The organism is Aureimonas phyllosphaerae (assembly GCF_900113065.1).
Classification (GTDB): domain Bacteria; phylum Pseudomonadota; class Alphaproteobacteria; order Rhizobiales; family Rhizobiaceae; genus Aureimonas; species Aureimonas phyllosphaerae.
Window position 1 is genome coordinate 299463 of the sequence record NZ_FOOA01000003.1, and the last position, 24118, is coordinate 323580.

24 protein-coding genes are annotated in these 24118 nt (G+C 68.4%); 13 read left to right on the forward strand and 11 right to left on the reverse strand.

Translation table 11 applies throughout. From position 1 onward, the window contains the following. Nucleotides 1–102: 102 nt before the first annotated feature. The gene (locus BM175_RS06550; protein WP_055890081.1) at nt 103–420 is read left to right on the forward strand and encodes a chorismate mutase; all 318 of its coding nucleotides are present in this window, start codon (nt 103–105) and stop codon (nt 418–420) included. Next, nucleotides 417–971: a GNAT family N-acetyltransferase gene (locus BM175_RS06555; protein ID WP_090960933.1), complete on the forward strand. Its 555-nt coding sequence runs from the start codon at nt 417–419 to the stop codon at nt 969–971. Before BM175_RS06550 ends, BM175_RS06555 begins: the two co-directional genes overlap by 4 nt. Here the strand turns inward: BM175_RS06555 and BM175_RS06560 are convergent. Then, nucleotides 968–1417: a GatB/YqeY domain-containing protein gene (locus BM175_RS06560; RefSeq protein WP_090960936.1), complete on the reverse strand. Its 450-nt coding sequence runs from the start codon at nt 1415–1417 to the stop codon at nt 968–970. The two genes, BM175_RS06555 and BM175_RS06560, sit on opposite strands and share 4 nt — an antisense overlap. A gap of 423 nt (nt 1418–1840) precedes the next feature. Between BM175_RS06560 and carA the strand changes: the two genes are divergently transcribed. After that, nucleotides 1841–3025, forward strand: coding sequence for a glutamine-hydrolyzing carbamoyl-phosphate synthase small subunit (gene carA, locus BM175_RS06565; protein ID WP_090960939.1), 1185 nt, complete (start codon nt 1841–1843; stop codon nt 3023–3025). A gap of 97 nt (nt 3026–3122) precedes the next feature. On the opposite strand, the gene BM175_RS22645 is transcribed toward carA, so the two are convergent. After that, complete coding sequence (locus BM175_RS22645) at nt 3123–3260, reverse strand: hypothetical protein (protein WP_175526779.1); 138 nt, start codon at nt 3258–3260, stop codon at nt 3123–3125. Nucleotides 3261–3486: 226 nt separating this feature from the next. Between BM175_RS22645 and BM175_RS06570 the strand changes: the two genes are divergently transcribed. The 6 genes from BM175_RS06570 (at nt 3487) to BM175_RS06595 (ending at nt 9583) form a co-directional block, all read left to right on the forward strand. Next, a complete protein-coding gene (locus BM175_RS06570; RefSeq protein WP_090961296.1) occupies nt 3487–3768 on the forward strand; it encodes a helix-turn-helix domain-containing protein in 282 nt (93 codons plus the stop codon). Nucleotides 3769–3899: 131 nt separating this feature from the next. Next, nucleotides 3900–7331: a carbamoyl-phosphate synthase large subunit gene (carB, locus tag BM175_RS06575; protein WP_090960941.1), complete on the forward strand. Its 3432-nt coding sequence runs from the start codon at nt 3900–3902 to the stop codon at nt 7329–7331. A gap of 172 nt (nt 7332–7503) precedes the next feature. After that, nucleotides 7504–7977: a transcription elongation factor GreA gene (gene greA, locus BM175_RS06580; protein ID WP_090960944.1), complete on the forward strand. Its 474-nt coding sequence runs from the start codon at nt 7504–7506 to the stop codon at nt 7975–7977. 70 nt (nt 7978–8047) lie between these two features. After that, nucleotides 8048–8311 carry a BrnT family toxin gene (locus BM175_RS06585; RefSeq protein WP_090960947.1) on the forward strand — a complete coding sequence of 88 codons (264 nt, stop codon included), beginning with the start codon at nt 8048–8050 and terminating at the stop codon, nt 8309–8311. After that, nucleotides 8298–8513: a type II toxin-antitoxin system BrnA family antitoxin gene (brnA, locus tag BM175_RS06590; protein ID WP_090960950.1), complete on the forward strand. Its 216-nt coding sequence runs from the start codon at nt 8298–8300 to the stop codon at nt 8511–8513. Before BM175_RS06585 ends, brnA begins: the two co-directional genes overlap by 14 nt. A 77-nt stretch (nt 8514–8590) precedes the next feature. Beyond that, on the forward strand, nt 8591–9583 hold the full coding sequence (locus BM175_RS06595; RefSeq protein ID WP_244545902.1) for a glycosyltransferase family 4 protein: 993 nt from the start codon (nt 8591–8593) through the stop codon (nt 9581–9583). Here BM175_RS06595 and BM175_RS06600 read toward each other — a convergent pair. The 3 genes from BM175_RS06600 to BM175_RS06610 all read right to left on the reverse strand — a co-directional run bounded on the left by BM175_RS06600 (nt 9580) and on the right by BM175_RS06610 (nt 13705). Beyond that, nucleotides 9580–10365, reverse strand: a complete 786-nt coding sequence (locus BM175_RS06600; RefSeq protein ID WP_090960956.1) for a glycosyltransferase family 25 protein — start codon at nt 10363–10365, stop codon at nt 9580–9582. The two genes, BM175_RS06595 and BM175_RS06600, sit on opposite strands and share 4 nt — an antisense overlap. After that, nucleotides 10365–11762, reverse strand: a complete 1398-nt coding sequence (locus tag BM175_RS06605) for a TrkH family potassium uptake protein (protein WP_090961299.1) — start codon at nt 11760–11762, stop codon at nt 10365–10367. The genes BM175_RS06600 and BM175_RS06605 overlap by 1 nt, the downstream gene beginning before the upstream one ends. 152 nt (nt 11763–11914) lie before the next feature. Further along, on the reverse strand, nt 11915–13705 hold the full coding sequence (locus BM175_RS06610; protein ID WP_090960959.1) for an ABC transporter ATP-binding protein: 1791 nt from the start codon (nt 13703–13705) through the stop codon (nt 11915–11917). 382 nt (nt 13706–14087) lie between these two features. Between BM175_RS06610 and trxB the strand changes: the two genes are divergently transcribed. The 3 genes from trxB to chrA all read left to right on the forward strand — a co-directional run bounded on the left by trxB (nt 14088) and on the right by chrA (nt 17525). After that, complete coding sequence (trxB, locus tag BM175_RS06615; protein ID WP_090960962.1) at nt 14088–15059, forward strand: thioredoxin-disulfide reductase; 972 nt, start codon at nt 14088–14090, stop codon at nt 15057–15059. Between the two features lie 38 nt (nt 15060–15097). Continuing rightward, complete coding sequence (locus tag BM175_RS06620) at nt 15098–15994, forward strand: LysR family transcriptional regulator (RefSeq protein WP_090960964.1); 897 nt, start codon at nt 15098–15100, stop codon at nt 15992–15994. 319 nt (nt 15995–16313) lie between these two features. Continuing rightward, a complete protein-coding gene (gene chrA, locus BM175_RS06625; protein WP_090960966.1) occupies nt 16314–17525 on the forward strand; it encodes a chromate efflux transporter in 1212 nt (403 codons plus the stop codon). A gap of 54 nt (nt 17526–17579) precedes the next feature. On the opposite strand, the gene BM175_RS06630 is transcribed toward chrA, so the two are convergent. The 3 genes from BM175_RS06630 to BM175_RS06640 form a co-directional block, all read right to left on the reverse strand. Next, entirely contained in the window at nt 17580–18785 is a 1206-nt protein-coding gene (locus tag BM175_RS06630) for a pyridoxal phosphate-dependent aminotransferase (protein WP_090960969.1), read from the reverse strand. A 231-nt stretch (nt 18786–19016) separates the two neighbouring features. Then, complete coding sequence (locus tag BM175_RS06635) at nt 19017–19499, reverse strand: PRC-barrel domain-containing protein (protein WP_090960972.1); 483 nt, start codon at nt 19497–19499, stop codon at nt 19017–19019. Nucleotides 19500–19614: 115 nt separating this feature from the next. Next, entirely contained in the window at nt 19615–20631 is a 1017-nt protein-coding gene (locus BM175_RS06640; protein WP_175526780.1) for a DUF1176 domain-containing protein, read from the reverse strand. 136 nt (nt 20632–20767) lie between these two features. Here BM175_RS06640 and BM175_RS06645 point away from each other — a divergent pair, with 136 nt between their 5' ends. Beyond that, nucleotides 20768–21163 (forward strand): acyl-CoA thioesterase, encoded by a 396-nt coding sequence (locus tag BM175_RS06645; RefSeq protein WP_090960978.1) that lies wholly within the window; start codon nt 20768–20770, stop codon nt 21161–21163. Between the two features lie 75 nt (nt 21164–21238). On the opposite strand, the gene BM175_RS06650 is transcribed toward BM175_RS06645, so the two are convergent. The 3 genes from BM175_RS06650 to BM175_RS06660 form a co-directional block, all read right to left on the reverse strand. Then, entirely contained in the window at nt 21239–21886 is a 648-nt protein-coding gene (locus BM175_RS06650) for a hypothetical protein (protein ID WP_090960980.1), read from the reverse strand. Between the two features lie 175 nt (nt 21887–22061). Then, nucleotides 22062–23234 (reverse strand): extensin-like domain-containing protein, encoded by a 1173-nt coding sequence (locus BM175_RS06655; protein WP_244545903.1) that lies wholly within the window; start codon nt 23232–23234, stop codon nt 22062–22064. A gap of 261 nt (nt 23235–23495) precedes the next feature. Beyond that, nucleotides 23496–23981: a DUF805 domain-containing protein gene (locus BM175_RS06660; protein WP_090960982.1), complete on the reverse strand. Its 486-nt coding sequence runs from the start codon at nt 23979–23981 to the stop codon at nt 23496–23498. Nucleotides 23982–24118 lie beyond the last annotated feature (137 nt).

Consider the following 24118-nt stretch of genomic DNA (forward strand, 5'->3'; position numbering starts at 1 on the left):
CGCCGCTTGTCCACCTCGTTCCACAGGCGCCGTCCGGCTTTGACGGATCGTGGCCGGGCGCTTAATCCAGAGGCCGGAGAGAAACGCCGGACACCAGAGCCCATGGACCAGACCCCCGCCATCCTGCCCGAGCTGCAGTCGCTGCGGAACTCGATCGACAACATCGACGCGGCGATCGTCCATATGCTGGCCGAGCGCTTTCGCTGCACCCAGCGCGTCGGCGTCCTGAAGGCGGAAAACGATCTGCCGCCGGCCGACCCGGCGCGCGAGAAGCGACAGGTGGCGCGCCTGCGCGACCTGGCGGCTTCCGCGCAGCTCGACCCGGATTTCGCCGAGAAGTACCTCGCCTTCGTGGTGCGCGAGGTCATCCGCTACCACGAGGCTGCGGCGCGCGAACTCGCCGAGAAGTCCGCGGGATGAGCGCCGTGACCTTCGACCCCGGCGCGACGCTCACCGGACCGCACCTGACCGTGCGAAAGCTCGTGCCGGGCGACCTCGACGGCCTCCACGCGGCGGCGTCCGATCCCGAGATCTGGGCGGGACATCCCGCAAAGGACCGCTGGAAGCGCGAGGTGTTCGAGCCGTTCTTCGCGACGCTCATCGCGCTCGGCGGCGCGGTCGCAGTGGAAGACCGCGAGGCGGGCCGGATCGTCGGAGGATCGCGGTTCTACGTGCCGCCCGACCAGCCCGGCTCGATCGCGATCGGCTTCACCTTCCTCGACCGCAGCCATTGGGGCGGCCCGGCGAACTTCGAACTGAAGACGCTGATGCTGACCCACGCCTTCCGGCACTTCGGCGAGGTCTGGTTCCACATCGCGCCGAGCAACATCCGCTCGCAGAAGGCGACCGCCAAGCTCGGAGCGGTGCATGCCTACGACGCGCGCCTCGACCTGTCGGGCCAGCCGACCGACTGGCAGTGCCATCGGCTCGCGAAGGCGGACTGGGAAAAGGTGCTCGCGGCGCGCGACTAGCTGAGGAGCCCGCGCATCACGCTGCCGGCCTCGATGAGGTTCAGCTTGTCGTGATAGCGCTCCTTCAGCGCATTCATGCAGCGGCCGACGTCGCGCAGACCCTTCGAGCCGGTGTCGGACACGATCTGCCGGCAGGCCGCCTCGATCTCGCCGCTCGGCACGGGCGCTGGCAGAAGGCTGCGGATCATCTCGGCGGTGGCGTGCTCGGCGGCGGCCTCCTCGATCCGCCCGGCGTCGCGATGCGTCGTCTCGGCGCTCTCGCGGTGGCGGATCATGCAGTGGAGGAAGCCCACGATGTCGGCGTCCTCGGGGCGGCCCTTGCCGGCCTCGCGGAACGCGGCCTCCTTGTCCTTGAGACCGGCCGCGACCAGCCGAAGCGTCGCGATCCGGCGTTTGTCGCCGCTGGCCATGGCCGCCTGCAATGCGTCTGCGATCTGGTCGCGCATTCCAACTCGTCCTGTTCGTCCGCTCGGGCGCCTTTGCGGCGCTCTTCACGCGGCTCGATCCCCTCCCGTCCGAGACGGACGAGAATGATCGTGTCAGCTTGTGGGAAAATGGTGTGGTTTCGGATGACCGGAAGCGGTCCGCAGCCTTGGCGCCTGTCGAATCCCGTGGATAACTCGAGCCGTTCACCGATCGCCGCAGGGCTCTGCCGGCCGCCGCCGCGATCAAGGTTGATGAAGGATTAATGACACCTGCGGGCTTTGGCAAGCGCACGCCTGCCATGCTCCACAGTCATGCATGATCCGGGCTCCCGGCCACGCAAAGGGTTGCGCCGGAAGGCCGATGGCGCGATATGGACGCTCCGGAAGGGTGCGCCCGCGCTCCACGCGCCGATGGCCCCCGAAGGATCTCAAGGAGTAGAGACGATGAGCGACGCCTGGACGCAGAGGAAGCCCACGGCCCTGCTCGTGCTGGCCGACGGCACGGTGGTCGAGGGCGACGGCATCGGCGCGGTGGGCGAGGCGCTCGGCGAGGTCTGCTTCAACACGTCGCTCACCGGCTACCAGGAGATCCTCACCGATCCCTCCTACGCCAAGCAGATCGTCACCTTCACCTTCCCCCACATCGGCAATGTCGGCGCCAACGACGAGGACATCGAAGACCTCGTGCCCGACAACACGATCGGCGCGGTCGGTGCGATCTTCCGGGCCGAGGTGTCGGCGCCGTCGAACTATCGCTCGGCCGGCGGCCTCGACGCCTGGCTGAAGAAGCGCGGCGTCGTCGCGCTGTCGGGCGTCGACACGCGCGCGCTCACTGCGCTCATCCGCGACAAGGGCATGCCCAACGCCGTGATCGCGCACAATCCGGACGGCGTCTTCGACATCGAGGCGCTGCGCGCCAAGGCCGCCGCCTGGAGCGGGCTCGTCGGCCTCGACCTCGCGCAGGACGCCGGATCGAAGCAGGAGGACGCCTGGATCGAGGGTCCCTGGTCATGGAATCACGGCTACGATGCGGGCCGCGAGCCGGCCTACACGATCGTCGCGATCGACTACGGTGCCAAGCGCAACATCCTGCGCCTGATGTCGGGCCACGGTGCGCGCGTCGTGATCGTGCCGCCGACGGCCTCGGCCGCCGACGTCCTGAAGCACGAGCCGGACGGCATCTTCCTGTCGAACGGCCCGGGCGACCCGGCGGCGACCGGCGAATACGCCGTGCCGGTGATCCGGGAACTCGCCAAGTCCGGCATTCCGATGTTCGGCATCTGCCTCGGCCACCAGCTTCTCGCGCTGGCGCTCGGCGGGCGCACTGAGAAGATGCACCAGGGCCATCACGGCGCGAACCATCCGGTGAAGGACTTCACGACCGGCAAGGTCGAGATCGTGTCGATGAACCACGGCTTCGCGGTCGCGGCGGACACGCTGCCCGACAGCGTCGAGGAAACTCACGTCTCGCTCTTCGACGGTACCAATTGCGGCCTGCGCATGAAGGACGCCCCGGTGTTCTCGGTGCAGCACCACCCGGAAGCCTCGCCGGGCCCGCAGGACTCGCACTATCTCTTCGCCCGCTTCTTCGAGATGATCGACGGGCACCGGACGAAGACCGCGGCCTGACCGCAGGCAAAGAGCCAGAAACGAATAAGGGCGCCGGAGTGGATCCGGCGCCCTTATTCGTTTTCGCCCCCCTTGGACGATGGTCTCGTGCTGAACGTCATGCAGCCTTGAACAAGTGGAGTACGCGGCGGACCATCGCATGGATGCCGCAGCTGAACGTGGCGTGGCGGTGGAGATCGTCGCGGCCGCGGTCGGCGCCGAGGGCGGAGCGGCTGACGATGAGGTCGACAAGCATCGGGTCTATTCCTTTCGGGTTGTCAGTCCTTGCTGATCGAAGGTCGAACGGGCCTTCACGGTGATAAAATATGCACTCTGTGCGCTTTTGGAATATGCGAAAGGCGCACGATGTGCATTTTTCTTGTGCCGGCTGACCGTTCTGTTACGGGTCGGACCGGGCATGACGAATCATGCGCCTCGAAGTTTAAGCCGGGCTGAACGGCCGAAATCGAACGGATTCGATGATGGATTCCGAAAGCTTCCGCGACTGGCGCCGGTCCATGGGCTGGAAGCAGAAGGACGCCGCGGACCGTCTCGGCCTGAAGAAGCGGGTCATCCAGTACTACGAGAAGGGCGACCGCGACGGAAAGCGCGTGGAGATCCCGCTGACCGTCGAACTCGCCTGCCTCGCGCTGTCGATGGGCGTGCGCCACTACGACGGCCGCCCCCTGCCCCGGAGCGCTGCCGATCTCACCGGCCGCGCACGCCCTGCCGCCGATCCATCCACAATCGCGTCGATCGACTGACGGTTCACCCTTTCGCAGCGCGGCGGGTTTGCCTATAAGCCGGCCTTAGCCTGAAGAATGCCTCGCCCCAGACCCTCGTCCGCTCCCCGCGGCCGGGGCCATCCGCGCGCACGAAACAAAGACGGACCGCCATGCCAAAACGCGACGACCTCAAGACGATCCTCATCATCGGCGCGGGTCCGATCATCATCGGTCAGGCGTGCGAGTTCGATTATTCCGGCACGCAGGCCTGCAAGGCGCTGCGCGACGAGGGCTACCGGATCGTCCTGGTCAATTCGAACCCGGCGACGATCATGACCGATCCCGATCTCGCCGACGCCACCTATATCGAGCCGATCACGCCCGACGTCGTCGCCAAGATCATCGCCAAGGAGCGTCCGGACGCGATTCTGCCGACGATGGGCGGCCAGACCGCGCTCAACACCGCGCTGTCGCTGAAGCGCATGGGTGTCCTCGACAAGTACAATGTCGAGATGATCGGCGCCGATGCCACGGCGATCGACAAGGCCGAGGACCGGGCGCTGTTCCGCGAGGCGATGGCCAAGATCGGGCTGGAGACGCCCAAAAGCTATCTCGCCAACGCGACGGAGGCCAAGCAGGCCGACCGCCTCGCGCACGAGGAGAAGCGCGCCGAGACGATCCGCTCGACCGAAGCCGGCCCTGCGCGCGACGAGGCGCTCAGCCAGCTCGAGACCGAGTGGAACCTCGGCGAGACCGACCGCAAGCAGCGCTACATGGCGCGCGCCATGGGCGCCGCGGCCGAGGCGCTGGAGCATGTCGGCCTGCCCGCCATCATCCGCCCGTCCTTCACGATGGGCGGCACGGGCGGCGGCATCGCCTACAACCGCTCGGAGTTCTTCGAGATCATCGAGGGCGGCCTCGACGCTTCGCCGACGACCGAGGTGCTGATCGAGGAATCGGTGCTCGGCTGGAAGGAATACGAGATGGAAGTCGTCCGCGACCGCGTGGACAACTGCATCATCGTCTGCTCCATCGAGAACGTCGATCCGATGGGCGTCCACACGGGCGACTCGATCACCGTCGCGCCGGCGCTCACGCTGACCGACAAAGAATACCAGATCATGCGCAACGCCTCGATCGCGGTCCTGCGCGAGATCGGCGTCGAGACCGGCGGCTCCAACGTCCAGTTCGCGGTGAATCCGGAGAACGGCCGCCTCGTCGTCATCGAGATGAACCCGCGCGTTTCGCGCTCGTCGGCGCTGGCCTCCAAGGCGACCGGCTTCCCGATCGCCAAGATCGCCGCCAAGCTCGCGGTCGGCTACACGCTGGACGAACTGAAGAACGACATCACCGGCGGCGCGACCCCGGCCTCGTTCGAGCCGACGATCGACTACGTCGTCACCAAGATCCCGCGCTTCGCCTTCGAGAAGTTCCCGGGCGCCTCGCCGGTCCTGACCACCGCGATGAAGTCGGTCGGCGAAGTGATGGCGATCGGCCGGACCTTCGAGGAATCTCTGCAGAAGGCGCTGCGCGGTCTCGAGACCGGCCTCGACGGCCTAGACGAGATTGAGATTCCGGGCCTCGGCGAGGGCGACGACAAGAACGCGATCCGCGCCGCGCTCGGCGTCCCGACGCCGGACCGGCTGCGCATGGTCGCCCAGGCGTTGCGCGAAGGCGCGACCAAGGAACAGGTCCATCGCTCCTCCAAGATCGATCCGTGGTTCATCGACCGCTTCCAGGCGATCATCGACCTCGAAACCCGCGTCCGTGAGCACGGCCTGCCCCAGGACGTCGACAACCTGCGCTTCCTGAAGTCGGCGGGCTTCTCCGACGCGCGCCTTGCCAAGCTGTCGGGCCAGTCCGAGGCCGAGGTGAAGGCGCTGCGCGAGCGGCAGGGCGTGCATCCCGTCTTCAAGCGCATCGACACCTGCGCGGCCGAGTTCGCCTCGCCCACCCCCTACATGTACTCGACCTACGAGCGGCCCTTCGCGGGCGAGGTGCGCTCCGAAGCCGGGGTGTCGGACCGCAAGAAGGTCGTCATCCTCGGCGGCGGCCCGAACCGCATTGGCCAGGGCATCGAGTTCGACTACTGCTGCTGCCACGCCGCGTTCGCGCTGCGCGACGCCGGCCTCGAAGCCATTATGGTCAACTGCAATCCCGAGACGGTCTCGACCGACTACGACACGTCGGACCGCCTCTACTTCGAGCCGCTGACGGCCGAGGATGTCCTGGAGATCCTGCGCGTCGAGAAGTCGCGCGGCACGCTGCACGGCGTCATCGTGCAGTTCGGCGGCCAGACGCCGCTGAAGCTCGCGGAAGCGCTCGAAGAGGCCGGCATCCGGATCCTCGGCACCTCGCCGGACGCGATCGACCTTGCAGAGGACCGCGACCGCTTCCAGAAGCTCTTGCACGACCTGAACCTGCGCCAGCCCAACAACGGCATCGCCCGCTCCGTCGAGGAGGCGCGCAAGATCGTCGAGCGCATCGGCTATCCCGTCGTCATCCGCCCGTCCTACGTGCTCGGCGGGCGCGCGATGGAGATCGTGCGCGGCGACACGCAGTTCGAGCGCTACATGAAGGAGGCCGTCGTCGTCTCCGGCAAGTCGCCGGTGCTGATCGACAGCTACCTGTCGGACGCGACCGAGGTGGACGTCGACTGCCTTTCCGACGGCACCGACACGTTCGTCGCCGGCATCATGGAGCATATCGAGGAGGCCGGCATTCACTCGGGCGACTCGGCCTGCTCGCTCCCCGTCCACTCGCTCAGCCGGGAGATCACCGACGAGTTGGAGCGCCAGACCCGCGAGATGGCCCTCGCCCTCAAGGTCGGCGGCCTGATGAACGTGCAGTTCGCTATCAAGGACGGTGACATCTACGTCCTCGAGGTGAACCCGCGCGCCTCGCGCACCGTGCCCTTCGTCGCCAAGACGGTCGGTTCGCCGATCGCCAAGATCGCCGCGCGCATCATGGCGGGCGAGACGCTGGATGCGGCCTTCGCGGCCTACGGCGGCAAGCCGGACGTAAAGAACTTGCAACACATCGCGGTCAAGGAAGCCGTCTTTCCCTTCGCGCGCTTCCCCGGCGTCGACACGCTGCTCGGCCCCGAGATGCGCTCGACGGGCGAGGTCATGGGCCTCGATCGCGGCTACGCGCTGGCGTTTGCCAAGTCCCAGCTCGGCGCGTCGGTCGACCTGCCGCGCGACGGCACGCTGTTCGTCTCCGTGCGCAATGGCGACAAGGAGAAGATGCTGCCGACCGTGCGCCGGATGGCCGAACTCGGCTTCCGCATCTCGGCGACCGAGGGCACGCACAGGTTCCTTGCCGGCCACGGGATCGAGGCCGAGAAGGTCAACAAGGTGCTTGAAGGCCGCCCGCATATCGAGGATGCTATCCGCAACCGGCAGGTGCAGGTGGTGCTCAACACGACGGAGGGCGCCAAGGCTCTGTCGGACTCCCGGTCGCTGCGTCGCGCCGCCCTCATGCACAAGGTGCCGTACTATACGACGCTGGCCGGCATGGAGGCTGCCGCCGAGGCGATCGCGGCCCTGAAGGCCGGCAGCCTTGAAGTTCGGTCCCTGCAATCCTACTTCTCGGCAGCCTGATTTCAGGGAGGCCCGCAGCCTTCCGGCTCAGGCCTCATGCATGTGTTCCGGCTGGTCCCCGCTGGGGTCCGGCCGTTCTTATGTCCTGCCCGGTGCACGTGCGTCCGGGTCGGTCTTCACGAGAGAGCGTCCGGCTCCAGGCCGGATGCCGCGACAGGTAAGGGTTGAGGGCATGGAAAAGGTCCCGATGACGAGTGCCGGCTTCGAGTCCCTGAAGGAGGAACTCCGCCGCCGTCAGCAGGAGGAGCGTCCGCGCATCGTCGAGGCCATCTCCGAGGCGCGCGCCCATGGCGACCTGTCGGAGAACGCCGAGTACCATTCCGCCAAGGAAGCGCAGAGCCTGAACGAGGGCCGGATTTCCGAACTCGAGGACCTGACGGCCCGCGCCGAGGTGATCGACGTCTCCAAGCTTTCGGGCGACCGGGTGAAGTTCGGCGCGACGGTCAAGCTCGTCGACGAGGACACCGAGGAGGAGAAGGTCTACCAGATCGTCGGCGACCAGGAAGCCGACGTGAAGCAGGGCCGCATCTCGATCTCCTCCCCCATCGCCCGCGCCCTGATCGGCAAGGGCGAAGGCGACACCGTGGAGGTCGCCGCCCCCGGCGGCGCGCGCTCCTACGAGATCCTCGAGCTGCGCTGGGTCTGATCGATCTCGACCAGCCCATGGTCTGCCACCTCGGGCCTCCGGCGTTCGGACGATATGAATACGGTTTCGCATGCGGTTCGAATTCGACGAGAATAAGAGCGATGCGAACCGGCAGAAGCATGGCATCGACTTCGTAGAAGCCCAGCGCTTATGGAGCGACGAGGATTTCCTCGTCGTTCCAGCCCGGTCCGACGACGAGCACCGCTACTTGGCGATCGGACTAATAGGCGTTCTACACTGGGCAGCGGTCTATACCCTTCGCCGGAACGTCATTCGCATCATTTCCGTCAGACGGGCCCAGCGGGAGGAGAGAATGAACTATGAAAGCCGCTGAATTCGATCGACGCTTCGACGACGGCGAAGACATGAGCGAGCATGTCGACTGGAGCGCGGCCACCCGCCCGAACCGGGACACCCGACGCGTGAATGTCGAGTTGCCTGTCCGGCTCTTGGAAGAACTGGACCTGCAGGCGCAACGCCTCGGGGTAACGCGCCAAGCACTGATCGAGCGCTGGATTTCGGAGCGGCTGAGCTGAACCGCAAGACCTCGAACCACGCCGATCCTCGCGACATCCTCGTCGTCGCACCCAATTTCAAGCGCCGCCTGTCGGGCGTGACGTCAACCATCATCCAGCTCGTGCCCGAGCAGGCCAGGCGCCTCCCCGTCGCGGCGCTCGGCCCCGGCCTGCCCGCCCATCTGCCGAAGATGCGCTGGTCGGGCCTCCTCCAGTTCTGGCGACGCCCGAAATCCCGGCCCTTCCGCATCTGGCACGCACGCCGCAACGTCGAGATGCTGCCCGGCATTCTCCTGCGCGACGCGCTGCGCATGCCGCTCCGCCTCGTCTTCACCTCCGCCTCGCAGCGTCGCCACACCGGCTACACGCGCTGGCTCATCGGCCGGATGGACGCGGTGATCGCGACCTCCGCGCGCTCGGGTGCATATCTCACCGTGCCCCACACGGTAATCCACCATGGCATCGACCTCGCCCGCTTCCGCCCACATCCCGGCGGCGCGCCGGCCGCGCGCACCGAGGTCGGCCTCGATTCCGCCCGGCGCACCGTCGGCTGCTTCGGCCGCGTTCGGCATCAGAAAGGCACCGATCTCTTCGTCGAGGCGATGATCGCCCTCCTGCCCCACCATTCCGGCTGGCAGGCCGTCGTCGCCGGCCGAGCGACCGCGGAACATGTCGCGTTCGAGACCGAACTGAAGCGCAGGGTCGCAGCCGCCGGCCTGTCGGACCGCATCCTCTTCGTCGGCGAGCATCGCGACATCGAGCGCTGGTACCGCGCGCTCGACCTCTTCGTCGCGCCCCAGCGCTGGGAGGGCTTCGGCCTGACGCCGATGGAGGCCATGTCCTGCGGCGTGCCGGTGGTGGCCGCCGATGTCGGCGTCTTCTCCGACGTCGTGACGGACGGCTGCGGCACGATCGTTCCGCCGGATGACCTGCCGGCGCTGGCGGCCGCCATCGAACCCTTCCTCGACGACGAGCCGAGCCGCGCGCAGGCGGCCGACGCCGCCCTCGCCAAGGCCCGCGCCGAGTTCGCCCTCGCCCGCGAAGCCGACGAGATCATCGCCGTCTACGAGCGCTTGTGGGCTTCCGCCTAAGCGAAGTCTTCGTCGATGATCGGCGTCCGCTCGTACCGCGCCATGCCCAGCCGCATCAGGTGATAGCGCGCGAGCCCGACCTGCGTGCCGATCCTGCGCAGGAGAAACGGCCAGTTCTCGCGGCGGAGGCTGGAGCGCTTGCGGCCGGCCTGGATCGAGGTCGCCGGATCGACGCCGGCCTTCAGCCCCCGCGCCTCCAGGATATGCGCCTGCACGACGAGCGCCGGCTCCGCCTGCCAGGAGACGAGCCCGGCAAACCCGTGCAGGAAGGCGTCGACCGGCGCCGCCCCACGCCGCTCGGTGCGCTCCAGCAGCTTGCTCGCCCCTGACGGCCAGAGGAGGTAGCCGGCCGATCCCGACTTGTCGCGATACATGCGCCGCACGAAGACGCCGCCGCCGAGGTCCGCCGCCCGCCGCGCCGCAAAGCGCTTGCGGTCGAAGCTTTCGAGGTTGAGGAAATCCGCGCCCTCGAAAGCCGCCAGCGCCGGAAGCGCCACGCCGATCCGCCGCGAGAGGACCGCGTCGTCCTCCAGCACCAGCACCGGCTCCGCGCCCGCCGCGACCTCCCCCCAGATCGCGTGGTGCGACAGGAAACAGCCGAGCTCCGGCCCGCTCAGGGGCCGCTCCCAGCGCCCGTTCAGTCGCGCGTCCACGACGGCGGAGATATCCCCCATCTCCACCGCCCGCACTCGCTCCAGCGGGAGGCCGAGCCGCGCCCCCTGGCGCTCCATGAAGGCGCGGCGCTCCACCGCCCGGTCGAGATTGATGAACACCGCCCGCATCAGTCCCTCCAAAAACCCGGCGACAGGATCACGAGCACGGTGACGATCTCGAGCCGCCCGATCAGCATCAGGAACGACAGGATCCACAGCGCGGGCGCCGACAGCGAGGAGAAGTTGCCCGCCGGCCCGACGACCTGTCCGAAGCCCGGGCCCACGTTGCCGACCGCCGTCAGCGACGCGGAGAAGGCGGTCAGGAGCTCCAGCCCGCAGATCGACAGCGCCGTGGTGCCGAGAAGCAGCGACAGGAAGAACAGGAAGATGAAGATCGTGACGCTCTGCAGCGTCTCGATCGAGATGTCGTCGTGGCCGTATTTCAGCCGCTGGACGGAATGGGGCCGGATGACGCGCGCGAAGTTCGCCCGCATCAGCGCGTAGAGGATGATGATCCGGTTGACCTTGATGCCGCCGGCCGTCGACCCGGCGCAGCCGCCGATGAACATGGCGAGGAAGAAGATGCCGATCGCCGCGTTCGACCAGAGTGTGAAGTCCTCCGACACGAAGCCGGTGGTGGTGATGACCGACACGAGGTTGAAGGTGGACGACAGAAGCGCCTCACGGAGCGGCACCTCGTTGATCACGACGCGCGTCACCGCCAGCGCTAGCGAAAGAACGACGCAGAGCACGAGGAACAACGCCACCTGCGGATCGCGCCAGCGCTGGAAGCGCCGGGGCAGGAAGACGCGGATGTAGAGGACGAAGGGCAGCGAGCCGGCGATCATGAACACCGTCGCGACCATTAGGATCGCGTCGCTCTGGAAGAAGCCGAGGCTCTCGTCATGGGTGGAGAAGCCGCCCGTCGCCAGCGTCGACATCGCATGGTTGAACGCGTCGAAGAGGCTCATGCCGAGCGCGAAATAGAGCATCGCGCAGACCAGCGTCATCACGCCGTAGACGGCGACGATGCCCGACGCGAGCTGGCTGACGCGCGGCAGGAGCTTGCCGGAGCGATCGGAGCTTTCCAGCTGGAAGAGCGCCATGCCGCCGACGCGAAGCGACGGCAGGATCAAGAGCGCCATGCCGATGATCCCGATGCCGCCGAGGAAATTGAGGAGCGAGCGCCAGAGGAGCAGCCCGCGCGGCAGGGCGTCGAGGCCGGACAGCGCCGTCGCGCCGGTCGTGGTCAGCCCCGACATGGCCTCGAACACGGCAGCCGCAAACGACAGTTCCGTCTCGGCGAAGTAGAGCGGCAGCGACGCCGTGACGGTCGAGACCAGCCAGATCGTCGTCACCAACAGGAACCCGAAACGCGGCGTCTGGCGCACGCTCGCGCCCCGCGTCGCAACGGCAACCAGCGTGCATACGGCGCCGACGACCCCGCCCGTGCCGACGAAGACGACCCAGTCGGGGTTGCCGTCGGACAGGTCGACCAGCGCCGGCAGCAGCATCGCCCCCGACAGGATCAGCCCGAAGATCGCGGCCACATGGCTGATGGTCCTGACGATGGCCCTGCTTCCCCGACGAGCGGCCGCGCCGCCCCGCCGGCCGAACCTTCCCTGCTTCTAGAGGTCGGGGCGCGGGGGAGACAAGCCGTCCCCCCGCGCCGCCGCGATCATCCCCCGATCATGCCGGCCGACTGCTGCTCGACCAGCGCGCGGTAGAGGCCGCCGGAGCGCAGCATCAGCTCGGCCGGCGCGCCGTCCTCGACGATCCGCCCCCGGTCGAAGACCAGGATGCGGTCGAGCGAGCGCACGGTCGACAGCCGATGCGCGATGACCAAAGCCGTTCGCCCGGTCATCAGCCGCTCGGTCGCCGCCTGGATGAGGTGCTCGGACTGCGAATCCAGCGCCGAGGTCGCCTCGTCGAGGACGAGGATCGGCGCATCCGCCAGGAAGGCGCGGGCGAGCGCGATCCGCTGGCGCTCGCCGCCCGAGAGCTTCACGCCCCGTTCTCCCACCAGCGTGTCGTAGCCATCGGGCATCCGGGCGATGAAGGCGTCGGCATGGGCGAGCCGCGCCGCCGCCTCGATCTCGCCGCGCGTCGCCTCCGGCCGGGCATAGGCGATGTTCTCGGCGAGCGTCCGGTGAAACAGGATCGATTCCTGCGGCACCACCGCGATCCGCCGCCGCAGCGAGACCTGAGCGACCGCGGCCACGTCCTGCCCATCGACGAGCACCTGGCCGCCCGCCACGTCGTGCAGCCGCTGGATGAGCTTGACGAAGGTCGTCTTGCCGGAGCCCGACGGCCCGACCAGCCCGACGCGCTGTCCGGCGGGGATCGCGACCGACAGCCCGTCGTAGAGCGGCGTCGCGTGGGCGCCGTAGTGGAAGCGCACGTCCTCGAAGCGGATCGCGCCCGGCCCCGGCACGATGGCGGGCGCGTTCGGGGCATCGCGCACCTCCGGCCGTTCGTCGTGGAGATCGACCAGCTCCTCCAGTTCGTTGACCGAGCGCTGGAGGTTGTTGACGTGCATGCCGATGTCCCGGAGGTAGCCGTGCAGCACGAAGTAGGTCGTCAGGATGTAGGTGACGTCGCCGGGCGAGGCCTCGCCGCGCCACCACAGGAGGACGGCGACACCCGCGATGCCGATGCGGATGCCCCAGAGCACGACCGTCTGCAGCGTGCCGAGCCAGGTGCCGCGCATCCAGGTGCGACGCGTGCCGACCGCCCAGGCGCCGAGCGCATCGCCGAGCCGCGCCTCCTCGCGCGCCTCCGCGCCGAACGCCTTGACGACGCCGTTGCAGGCAAGCGCGTCGGCGATGACGCCGCCGACCCGCGTGTCGAGCCGGTTGGAGATGCGCGAGATCGGCGCGACCCAGCGCGTCGAGAGGAGAACGGTCATCGCGACGTAGAGGACGGCACCCGTTCCCATCGCGAGCCCCATCACCGGCCACTGCGCGCTGAGAAGCGCGACGGTCCCCACCACCACCACCATCGAGGGCAGGAGCGCGAGGAGCAGGATGTCGTGCAGGAGGTCGAGCGCCCACATGCCGCGCGTGATCTGCCGCACCACCGAGCCGGAAAAGCTGTTGGCGTGCCAGCTGGCTGAGAAGTGCTGCACTCGGCCGAACGTCCCCTCCCCGACGCGCCGCATGATGCGCAGCGTCATCGGCACGACGCTCGCCCAGGCGCAGTGGCGGGCGACGACGAAGACGATGCCGAGCGCGGCCATCGCGCCCAAGGCGTGCAGCGCCGAGCCGAGCTCGCGCGTCTCCCCGGTCGCCGACAGCGCATCGACGAGACGCCCGGCGTAGAACGGAATGAGGATGTCGGCGAGCGTCGCCAGCGTGATGCAGCCGGCGACCGAGAAGGCCAGCGGGCGCTCGTCCCGCCAGTTGGAGACGGTGAAGGATAGCGTTCTGCGAATCGCGCCCGCGCGATCGGCCTTGGTGGTCACGGACATGGCTCGACTACGGCAACGGATGCCGTCCCTGCCCCACGCGGCGCATCAAGGGCACCTCGGGGCGTTCGATCGGAAGAAAGTGGCCGGCGGAGCCGGCGCGACGGGTGGCGGAGGAGCGCTCAGGCCTGAGGCGGGAGCGGTCGCAGTCCGGCAGGGCGAAGGATCGACGGATGGATGTTCATGCGCCCTCCCTTCGGGTTCGTCGCGGAAAGAGCGGGGACCATAGCGACGGGGCCGAATCGCGTCCAGCCCGCGCGGCGTTCGATGGGGATGTGTTGCGCCGGCGCAACGGATCGTGTTGTGGGCTTGCCGCCGGTGATCTATTGAAGACGACAGGGGTTGCGCCCATGTCCGGCGCGGTAACGGAAGCCAGAGTCTCGTCATGACCCAGCGCCACGCGGAAATTCTCGTCATCGGCTCCGGCCCGGCCGGATACACGGCCGCAATCTATGCCGCGCGCGCCATGATGAAGCCGCTTCTCGTCGCCGGCCTGCAGGAGGGCGGACAGCTCACCATCACCTCCGACGTCGAGAACTATCCCGGCTATCGCGACCCGATCGCCGGCCCGTTCCTGATGGAGGAGATGAAGCAGCAGGCGCTCAACGTCGGCGCCGAAATGGCGTCCGACCTGATCGTCGAGGCCGATCTCTCGCGCCGCCCGTTCTCGTTCCGGGGCGACAGCGGCACGACCTATACGGCGGATGCCGTCATCATCGCGACCGGCGCGCAGGCCCGCTGGCTCGGCCTCGAGTCGGAAGCCGCCTTCCAGGGCTTCGGCGTCTCGGCCTGCGCCACGTGCGACGGCTTCTTCTATCGCGGCAAGGACGTGGTTGTGGTCGGCGGCGGCAACACGGCCGTCGAGGAAGCGCTATATCTTTCGAACATCGCCAGGTCCGTCACCGTCGTGCACCGTCGCGACGGGTTCCGTGCCGAGCGCATCCTGCAGAACCGCCTGTTCGCCAAGGACAACGTCAAGGTCGTCTGGAACGCGGAGGTCGCCGAGGTGCTCGGCAACCTCAAGCCGATGAAGTCGGTGACGGGCGTGCGCCTGCGCGACCGCGTTTTGGGGGAAACGCACGACATCGCGACCGACGGCGTCTTCGTCGCCATCGGCCATGCGCCGGCGACCGAGGTCTTCGGCAACCAGCTCCGCCAGAAGGACGGCGGCTATCTCTGGGTCGAGCCGGGCACGACCCGCACCTCGATCGAGGGCGTGTTCGCGGCCGGCGACGTCGCGGACGACGTGTTCCGGCAGGCGGTCACCGCGGCCGGGCTCGGCTGCATGGCGGCGCTCGAGGCCGAGCGCTGGCTGACCGCACAGGCCGTGACCGAAACACGGCAAGCCGCCGAATAACGACGTACTCTTGAGGCTTCGGGGGAGGCTGGGGATCGATGGCGCTCGACTGGGACAAGCTGCGGATCTTTCACGCAGCCGCCGAAGCCGGGTCGTTCACCCATGCCGCGAACGTCCTGAACCTGTCGCAGTCCGCGATCTCGCGTCAGGTGGCGGCACTGGAGCAGGAGATCGGCGCGCCGCTCTTCCACCGGCACGCGCGCGGCCTCGTCCTCTCCGAGCCGGGTGAGCTGCTCTACCAGACCGCGACCGACGTCCTGAAGCGCCTGGAAACGGTGCGCATGCAGCTGACGGAAACGCGCGAGAAGCCGCAGGGCAAGCTGCGCGTCACCACGACGGTCGGCCTTGGCTCCGGCTGGCTGACGCAGCGCGCGCAGGAGTTTTTGGAGCTCTACCCCGAACTCGAGCTCCAGCTCGTCTTCGACAACGAGGAGATCGACCTCACGATGCGCAAAGCGGACGCGGCGATCCGCCTGCGCCAGCCGCAGCAGCCCGATCTCATCCAGCGCCGCCTCTTCACGGTGCATCTTCACGTCTACGCTGCGCCGAGCTACCTCGCCCGCTACGGCACGCCGGAGACGACGGACGATCTCGACCGGCACCGGGTCATCACCTTCGGCGAACCGGCGCCGAACTACCTGCGCAACCTCAACGCGCTGGAGACCGCGGGGCTTCCCGAGGGCCAGAGCCGCGCGCCGATCCTCCAGATCAACAACCTGATGGCGATGAAGTCGGCGATCGAGCGCGGCATCGGCCTCGCGCTCCTGCCGGACTACATGATCGACAAGGACACCAAGCTGGTTCAGGTCCTGCCGGACCTCGATCTCGCGTCCTTCGACACCTACCTGTGCTATCCCGAGCAGCTGCGCGACGCCGCCAAGCTGAAGGTTTTCCGCGACTTCCTGATCGGCAAGGCGCGCACTTGGTCCTACTGACGGCTGACAGGCCCCGGCCGTCCGCTCGCGTGAAGGCACAAGGCTTCGAAGTGTTGCATGCGCTCACCGCATGCCTGACATGTCGAATGAACGATGGTCCTGCGTCATCGCTCCTCTATAACTCTCGTCAGTCGGGTCGCGGAGGGCTTACCTCCTCCCAAGCTGCTTCGCTCCCGACTGTTTCCTCCCAAGGGTTTGCTTTTTCGAAAGCCCCTTATTTTTCGGCCGGGTTCTTCGTGAGCCCGGCTTTTTTCTTGCCCGCATCCAAGCGTCGCGCGACCGTCACCGGCCTTTCGTCGAACCGTCGTAAGACCGCGCCATGACCACGCAAACGCTCGACCGGCCGAACAGCGTCGGCGCCGTCTTCGGCGCGTTCCTCGTTCTCGGCCTCACCTCGTTCGGCGGCCCGATCGCCCATCTCGGCTATTTCCGTCGCGCCTTCGTCGAGAAGCGACGCTGGCTGGACGATGCGTCCTATGCCGATCTCGTCGCGCTCTGCCAGTTCCTGCCGGGGCCGACGTCGAGCCAGGTGGGCTTTGCCATTGGCCTTGCCCGCGCCGGCCCGCTCGGCGCGCTCGCCGCCTTCTCCGGCTTCACGCTCCCGTCGGCGCTTCTGATGTTCGCCGCCGCGCTCGGCGCAGCCAGCATCGAGGGTCCGTTCGGCGCGGCGCTCCTCCACGGGTTGAAGCTCGCGGCGGTCGCAGTGGTCGCCGACGCGGTGCTCGGCATGGCGCGGACGCTGACACCCGATCCGCCCCGCCGCGTGATCGCGCTCCTCGCCGCGGCGATCGTGCTTCTCGTCGCAAGCGCCTTCGCACAGGTTCTGGCGATCGCCTTCGGCGCGCTTGCCTACCGCCTGCTCGGCCACCCCGCCGCCCTTCCGCCCGCGACGCCGACCCGCGACGTCGGCATCCACCCTCGCGCCGCCTTCGTGGCCCTCGCGCTCTTTGCCGCGCTCGCGATCGTGCCGCCGCTCCTTGCCGCGAACGGCGGGCATCCGTTGTTGGACCTCTTCGACGCCTTCTTCCGCAGCGGCTCGCTGGTGTTCGGTGGTGGCCATGTCGTCCTGCCGCTTCTGGAAGCCGAGCTTGTGGCGTCCGGCTGGCTCGACATGTCCACCTTCCTTGCCGGTTACGGCGCGGCGCAGGTGATGCCGGGTCCGCTCTTCACCGTCGCGGCCTTCCTCGGCGCGCTGTCGGCGCCGGCCTCCTCGCCCGCCGTCGGGGCGGCCGTCGCGCTCGCGGCGATCTTCCTGCCGGGCTTCCTGCTGCTTCTCGCCGCCCTGCCCGCCTGGACCCGGCTTCGCGCCTCACCGGCCGCCCGTGCCGCGCTCGCCGGCGCCAATGCCGCCGTGGTTGGCCTGCTCGCGGACGCCCTCGTCGGACTGGTCTTCGGTGGCACGATCGCATCCCTCGCGGACGGGCTGATCGTCGCGCTCGCCTTCGCCGCGCTTCATGTCGCCCGGCTGCCGCCGCTTCTCGTCGTCGCGGCAAGTGCGGGCGCCGTGCTGGTTGCCCAGTTCATCGCATGAAAAAGGGCGGCGGATTGCTCCGCCGCCCCTTCCGAAATTAAGTGGTCAATGCGCTCAGCGCTGCAGGCTGCCGCAGAAGCGCTGGATGCGCGAGCAGGCTTCCTCGAGCAGCTCGTCCGAAGTCGCGTAAGACAGGCGGAAGTTCGGGCCAAGGCCGAACGCCGTGCCGTGGACGACCGCGACGCCCTCCTGCTCCAGAAGCGCGGTGACGAAATCCTCGTCGGTCTCGATCACCTTGCCGGCCTTGGTCTTCATGCCGATCGTGCCCTTGACCGACGGATAGACGTAGAACGCCCCCTCCGGCGACGGGCACTCGATGCCGCTCGCCTGGTTCAGCATCGACACGACGAGGTCGCGGCGGCGCTCGAACATGACGCGGTTCTTCGGGATGAAGTCCTGCGTGCCGTTCAGCGCCTCGACCGCCGCCCACTGCGCGATCGAGCAGGCGCCCGAGGTCTGCTGGCCCTGGATCATGTCCATCGCCTTGATCAGCTTCAGCGGCCCGCCGGCATAGCCGATGCGCCAGCCGGTCATCGCATAGGCCTTCGAGACGCCGTTGATCGTGATGGTGCGATCGTAGAGCGCCGGCTCCACCTGCGCCGGGGTGGCGAAGGTGAAGTCGCCGTAGACGAGGTGCTCGTACATGTCGTCGGTCATCACCCAGACATGCTCGTGGCGGAGCAGCACGTCCGTCAGGCGCTTCAGCTCGCCGTGGGTGTAGGCCGCGCCCGTCGGGTTCGACGGCGAGTTGAACAGGAACCACTTGGTCTTCGGCGTGATCGCACGCTCCAGCGCCTCGGCCGTCAGCTTGAAGCCGTCCTCCTGGCGCGTCTCGACCACCACCGGCGTGCCGCCGCACAGCGACACCATCTCGGGATAGCTCACCCAGTAGGGCGCGGGGATGATCACCTCGTCGCCCGGGTTCAGCGTCGCCATGAAGGCGTTGAACAGGACATGCTTGCCGCCGGTCGAGACGATCGTTTGCTCCGGCTTGTAGTCGAGGCCGTTCTCGCGCTTGAACTTCTGGGAGATCGCCTCGCGCAGCTGCGGGATGCCGGAAATCGGGGTGTACTTGGTCTCGCCGCGCGCGATCGCCTCGACGGCCGCCTGCTTGATGTTGTCGGGCGTGTCGAAGTCCGGCTCGCCGGCGCCAAGGCCGATGACGTCCATGCCTTTCGCTTTCAGCTCCCGCGCCTTCTGCGACACGGCGATCGTGGCGGAAGGCTTCACGCGGTCGAGGGAAGCGGCGAGGAAGGCCATGGAACGGCTCCGTTCTGAACTGGCGAAGCGGGTCGGAAAGGGATCGCGAGCCCGGCCGGACCCGCTGCCGACCGAGGCGGGCGGACCCTAGTCGCGCACCGTGTGCGGCGCAAGATGAAAGGATGCGGTGCAGGCCGAACCCCACCGTCTTCCGCGCGGCGGGGTCTTGCGCGCACGAAAAAGGCCCGCATCGTCTCCGATGCGGGCCCGCTCGATCCGAAGGATCGTGGATCAGTCGTGGTCGGGGAACACGGTGTCGAGGTCGGTGTCCGGCGCGTTGGTCAGCGCCTCGCGCGTCAGCGTCGGAGCGCTGATGCGCATGTTGTTGCCGTCCATCGCCATCTGCAGTTCGGAGAAGTTGACGAGCACGTCCTTCTCGCCGATGCCGAGGAAGCCACCGACCTCGATCACGGCCGCCGCAACGGTGCCGTCCGAGTTGATGACGAAATCCTCGATCTCGCCGATCTTCTCGTTGTTCGCGCCGTAGACGTCCTTGTCGTCGAGGTCGCTGGCGAGGTGGCTCATCGCCATCTGGCCGCTGGCCGGCGCCTGCACCGTGTAGAACGGACCACCGGCCGTGCCCGTCGCGGGCGTCGTCGTGGTGGTCGCGGCCGGGGCCATCGTGCCGCCCGTCGTCGTGGTGGTGGAGGTCTGCGCGAGCGCGGCGCCGGTCATCAGGGTGGCAAGGCCGGCGGCGAGGACGAAGGACTTCATGAACAAACCTCTTTGCTGATATCTGCGACCAAAGCCCGCATGGGCCCGGCGCGTGTCAGCTAAAGGCGGCTCGTCGCGATCGGTTCCCACACCGCGGGACCCGATCGCGAACCTGTCATCTCCGCGGCCAGAGGAGCGGCCACGTGTCGGGCCCGTCGCCCGCCTCGCCGTCGCAGTCCTCCTTCTCGCGGGCTTCGACGAGCACGACCTGTCCCGTGTCGGGCTCCACGCGCCACGTGGAATAGCGCCCGCAGTCGCCGATCCCGCGGCCCTTGAAGAAGGACGACAGGACACCGCCGTCGAAATCGACGTTCCAGATCGAGAGGTCGGCGGTCGGCCCCTGCGTGGTCATCCAGACCAGCGGCACCGCGTCCGCACGCTTGTCGTCGTCCGAATACTGATAGAGCCTGGACGGGAAATTGTAGGCACCCGGCATGCCGCAGGCGATCACGTAGAGCCGCGATCCCGGACCGGCCGGCATGGAGAAGCCGAGTTCGGCGAGGTCGGCGAAGTCGCCCCGATCGGCGCAGTCGCCCGCGGCCTCCCAAAGCGTACGGACCGGGGCCGGAAGCTCGTCCGGCGATGCGATGTCGGCGGGCAGGCCGGTACGGTCGGGCAACGGCTTGTCGCCGCGATCGGTGAGGGCCGTTGCCGTTCCGATCCGTCCCTGGTCCTCGTCGATCCGGCGGAGCGAGGCTACGAGGCCCGACAGCGAGAACACCTGCTCCAATCGGCCCGCCGAGGTCTCCACCGAGGCTCGCACCGATCCGGCATGCCGCATTCCGGCGAGGAGGTCGCCGGCGACGGCTGGATCGGAACTGCGGATGCGGCCCGCCGCGTCGGCCTTGAACGAGGTTTGAGGAAGCGAGACGGACCGGCCGCCATCGATGGCGAGCGTGACAGGACCGCGAAGCGCCGCATCGGACGGGATCGACAGGACGAGACCGAGCGGCGCATCGGCCGCCGCCGCGCGCTCCAGGCCCAGCCCGTAGATCGAGGCGCCACCGGCCGCGAAGGTCGTCGCCGTGCAGCTGAGCCCCGGCGTGCACGTCACAGTCCAGTCGCGAAACGTGCCGCCGGTCTCGGCGGCGGCCGGCACGAGGCTGGTCCCAAGTGCGGCGCAGGCAAGCAAGCTTAGTCTCGATCTCATCCGCGTCCTCCCGACGAACCCGCCGCAGGGTGCGCAGTCCGCACGCCCGATGACAAGGCGGTCGGCAAGCCCGCTCGATCTTTGTAGTGTCGGTTCAAACGAGAGGAGCGACCGCACGATGTCCGATTCGCCCGACAAGCCGACCGGCGACCTGATCATCCGGGTTCAGGCCATGCCCGCCGACAGCAATGCGGCCGGCGATATCTTCGGCGGCTGGGTCATGTCGCAGATGGATCTTGCGGCCGGCGTCCGCGGCGCCGAGCGGGTCGGCGGTCGCGTGGTGACGGCAGCGGTCCAGTCGCTCGCCTTCCGCAAGCCGGTGAAGATCGGCGACACGCTCTGCGTCTACGCGCGGATCGAGAAGGTCGGCCGCACGTCGGTGACGCTGCATGTCGAGGCCTGGGCCCGGCGCTATCTCTCACAGCGGCGCGAGCTCGTCACCGAAGGCAGCTTCGTGATGGTGGCACTCGACGCGGCGGGGCAGCCGACCCCGGTCCCGCCGGAACTCGACTGACCCGCCCAACGCGCAGATCCAGGAACGAAAACGCCCTCCGCGAAAGGAGGGCGTCCTGTCGAAAGGCTGTCGAGGTCAGTTTACGGGGGCCTGCGCGGGCGGCGGCGGGGTCTCGCCGGCCGGCGGCGTCACGAGATCGGCCGGCGGCGGAGGAACCTGCGTCACCGGAGCCTCCGGGCCACCGGCGGCGGGGCCGCCGCGGGCCATGTCGCGCGCGGAATCGATGATCGGCTTCGCCGCCTCAATGCAGCTTGCGAAGGGCTCGTCGCCGCAGTCGACGCGGATCGTCTGACCGCCGCCGAGGCTGATCTCGAACCCGGCGCGCGGCGGCGGCGGGGGCGGCGGGCCACGGCGGCCTTCCGGACCATCCGGGCCGCGCATGCGGGAGCCACGGTCGTCGCGGTCGCGCGGACCCCGATCCTCACGGTCGCGCATCTCGGCGCGGTCGCGGTCCCGGCCCTTGTCCTTGTCATCGTCCTTCTTGCGATCGCGGTCGCGATCTTCGTCACGATCGCGATCGCCTGGACCGCGGTCGTCCGCGCGATCTTCGCGATCCATCGCCCAGCGATCGCCGCGCCGCACGTCGCGCATCGGCAGGTCGCCACGGTCGTCGCCACGATCGACGCGCTCGAGGCGGTCGCCGTAGTCGTCCATCTCCTGTGCGTGCGCCAGCGGCGCCGTGGTGGCCATGAGGACGGCCACAAGGGTCAAGGGCTTCAGCATCAACGTGTCCTATGCCAGGGCGTGCGGCGGCATACCGCACGCCGGCTGAAACGTGAGCCGTCGCGTTTCGTTGCCTGCGACGCGACATGCCGCTGCGGAAACTATTTTCCACCGGTCTGCTGAAGGCCGGTCCGGACCGTTTCCGGCCGTCACGCGGAGCGGCAAGGAAAGGCGCCTACTTGCAGATCGGGCGCAGCCGCGTCTTGGAATCGAGATGCAGGTGATCAGCATGGGCGCGGTTGTAGCCCGGCCCGAGCACCGTCCCGAAGTGACGGCAGCTCGCCTGGCGGATCTGGGTCTGGAACGGCTTCTCGCGCCAGGCGAACACGCCCTTCGGCTCGACCTTCACCACCGATCCGTCCGCGAAGCGGAAGCCGCCGACGTCGAGCGCGTTGCCGCCGGCATGCTCCGAGATCGTGCGCGAGCCGGCGATGCGCGAGCAGCGATAGGACGAGAGGTTGATCAGCGCCGTCGGCTGCTTCCAGAGCTTCCAGCGCGCGGCGGGCTTCACGTCGTCGCGCAGCCAGCGGGCGACATTGAGGGCAGTCTGGCAGTTGAGCGTCGCCGGCGGCGACATCGCGATGCCCTTCACCGCCACGCTCACGCGCACGGGATCCTCGATCCCGCAGGCCCGTCCCGAGGACACGGGCGAGATGTCGGTGAAGCGGACGCCGAGCTTCTGGAGCTCGCGCCGGCACATCGCCTCGGAGCGCGCCACCGGGCGATATCCGCTCGGCGTCTCGCTCTCCAGCGCGCCGCGCGGCGGGCGGGCGATCGGCGACAGCGGGCGGTCGCCGCCGAGCGAGGCCCAGCTCGGGACCGTGCTTTGACGCGCGGCCGGCCGCCGGGGCTTCGGCTCGGGCGGCGGTTCGACCTCGGGGTCCGTCAGCCCTTCCCACGGATCGAAGCCGCTGTCGGGCAGTTCCGCGTCCGGCAGCGCCCCGCCGTCGTCGATCACGCGCGGCGCGGCGAGCGGCTCCAGCGCGGCCTCCTGCATCTTGGGTGGCGCAGCTTCCTGAACGGGATAGGTGCGCCCGTAGTCGCCCGGCCCGCGCTCGGCACTCGGCTCCGGTGCGGCATAGACGGGCTCGGGCATGGGATCGACGGCGGCCGGGCTCGGCGCATAGGCGGGAAGATCGGCGCTCGGCACCGGCGCCGGCGGCACCGGCCCGCCCCAGACGAGGCGCGCGCCGGTCTGCGGATCGCGCGCGACGGGCAGTTCGCCCGGAATGTCGGCGGGGGGAACCGGCTTGAAATCCATGGCCCGCAGCGGGCGATCGGCGCTCGCCGCCGCGGACACGGCGACGGCGAGCGTGACGATACGCCATCCGGTTCGACTCGATACCATCCGGCTGGCCCTCAGTTCCGCGAAACTCGAGCGGACAAGACGGAGGATAGGGTCGGCTTGGTCAACGAATGATGAACGGGCGGGCCGGCATTCGCCTTAAAGACCGTCCGGCGCGTCTGCGGCGGAGAATCGGCTGAGCATTTTTGTCACGCATGATGCGCCGAACGCAGTCGATGCGGGCGGCATCGGCGAGGATCGGTAACGAAATGGGGGGGGGGAAGGCACCGCCGAGCCGACCCGGCGGACTTTTCGGACGGGCTCTTAGAGCTCGACCACGGGATTTCCGTCCAGCGCCGCGACCGGATCGACCAAAGGGTCCGACCCGTATCGATTGGGCCCGGCATCGCCTCGCAGGAAACCGCAGACGATGAGAAGGTAGATCGCGCCGACGACGGGCACAAACCCGATCAGGTTCCACCAGCCCGACTTTCCCCGGTCGTGCAGACGTTTCGTCTGGATCGCGAATGTCGCGTAAAGAAATGCCAGACCGAACAGGAGTTGGACGACGAAGAGCGACAGGTTGACCGGGTTGGAGAGCGGCGTCGCCATGACGGCCTCCGAAACCTCCCTGCCATCGCGCACGACGGTCACGGTGGTCGTCTCCCATTGCTGGAAGAGACCGGTCAGAAAGTTGAGCACGAAGCTGACAAGGGCGGCGATCAGCGTCGCATACCAGTACCATTTGCGCGCGATGCGTCCGTGGAAGTCGAGAAACAGCAGCCTGTAGTCCATAACCTCGATACTCATGACGCTGCGGAAGGTTCGCCCACACCCTGCATAGCTCACCGCTCCCGTTCCGCCTAGCGAGGCCCCACCGGCCGAGCGGGTTGCCTTCACCTCCGTTCCCCCTTTATTCCGCCCCGCTCCCGGCCCATATTCGGCCT

Bases quoted from the DNA above. Each gene is read 5' to 3' on its own strand.
- BM175_RS06570 (WP_090961296.1), top strand. From the start codon at position 3,487: ATGGATTCCGAAAGCTTCCGCGACTGGCGCCGGTCCATGGGCTGGAAG.
- BM175_RS06660 (WP_090960982.1), bottom strand. From the start codon at position 23,981: ATGAGTATCGAGGTTATGGACTACAGGCTGCTGTTTCTCGACTTCCAC.
- BM175_RS06560 (WP_090960936.1), bottom strand. From the start codon at position 1,417: ATGCGCGACCAGATCGCAGACGCATTGCAGGCGGCCATGGCCAGCGGC.
- chrA (WP_090960966.1), top strand. From the start codon at position 16,314: ATGACCACGCAAACGCTCGACCGGCCGAACAGCGTCGGCGCCGTCTTC.
- BM175_RS06610 (WP_090960959.1), bottom strand. From the start codon at position 13,705: ATGTCCGTGACCACCAAGGCCGATCGCGCGGGCGCGATTCGCAGAACG.
- carA (WP_090960939.1), top strand. From the start codon at position 1,841: ATGAGCGACGCCTGGACGCAGAGGAAGCCCACGGCCCTGCTCGTGCTG.
- BM175_RS06585 (WP_090960947.1), top strand. From the start codon at position 8,048: ATGCGGTTCGAATTCGACGAGAATAAGAGCGATGCGAACCGGCAGAAG.
- BM175_RS06635 (WP_090960972.1), bottom strand. From the start codon at position 19,499: ATGAAGTCCTTCGTCCTCGCCGCCGGCCTTGCCACCCTGATGACCGGC.
- BM175_RS06630 (WP_090960969.1), bottom strand. From the start codon at position 18,785: ATGGCCTTCCTCGCCGCTTCCCTCGACCGCGTGAAGCCTTCCGCCACG.
- BM175_RS06620 (WP_090960964.1), top strand. From the start codon at position 15,098: ATGGCGCTCGACTGGGACAAGCTGCGGATCTTTCACGCAGCCGCCGAA.
- trxB (WP_090960962.1), top strand. From the start codon at position 14,088: ATGACCCAGCGCCACGCGGAAATTCTCGTCATCGGCTCCGGCCCGGCC.
- greA (WP_090960944.1), top strand. From the start codon at position 7,504: ATGGAAAAGGTCCCGATGACGAGTGCCGGCTTCGAGTCCCTGAAGGAG.
- BM175_RS06655 (WP_244545903.1), bottom strand. From the start codon at position 23,234: ATGGTATCGAGTCGAACCGGATGGCGTATCGTCACGCTCGCCGTCGCC.
- BM175_RS06650 (WP_090960980.1), bottom strand. From the start codon at position 21,886: ATGCTGAAGCCCTTGACCCTTGTGGCCGTCCTCATGGCCACCACGGCG.
- brnA (WP_090960950.1), top strand. From the start codon at position 8,298: ATGAAAGCCGCTGAATTCGATCGACGCTTCGACGACGGCGAAGACATG.
- BM175_RS22645 (WP_175526779.1), bottom strand. From the start codon at position 3,260: ATGCTTGTCGACCTCATCGTCAGCCGCTCCGCCCTCGGCGCCGACCGC.
- BM175_RS06555 (WP_090960933.1), top strand. From the start codon at position 417: ATGAGCGCCGTGACCTTCGACCCCGGCGCGACGCTCACCGGACCGCAC.
- BM175_RS06600 (WP_090960956.1), bottom strand. From the start codon at position 10,365: ATGCGGGCGGTGTTCATCAATCTCGACCGGGCGGTGGAGCGCCGCGCC.
- BM175_RS06645 (WP_090960978.1), top strand. From the start codon at position 20,768: ATGTCCGATTCGCCCGACAAGCCGACCGGCGACCTGATCATCCGGGTT.
- carB (WP_090960941.1), top strand. From the start codon at position 3,900: ATGCCAAAACGCGACGACCTCAAGACGATCCTCATCATCGGCGCGGGT.
- BM175_RS06550 (WP_055890081.1), top strand. From the start codon at position 103: ATGGACCAGACCCCCGCCATCCTGCCCGAGCTGCAGTCGCTGCGGAAC.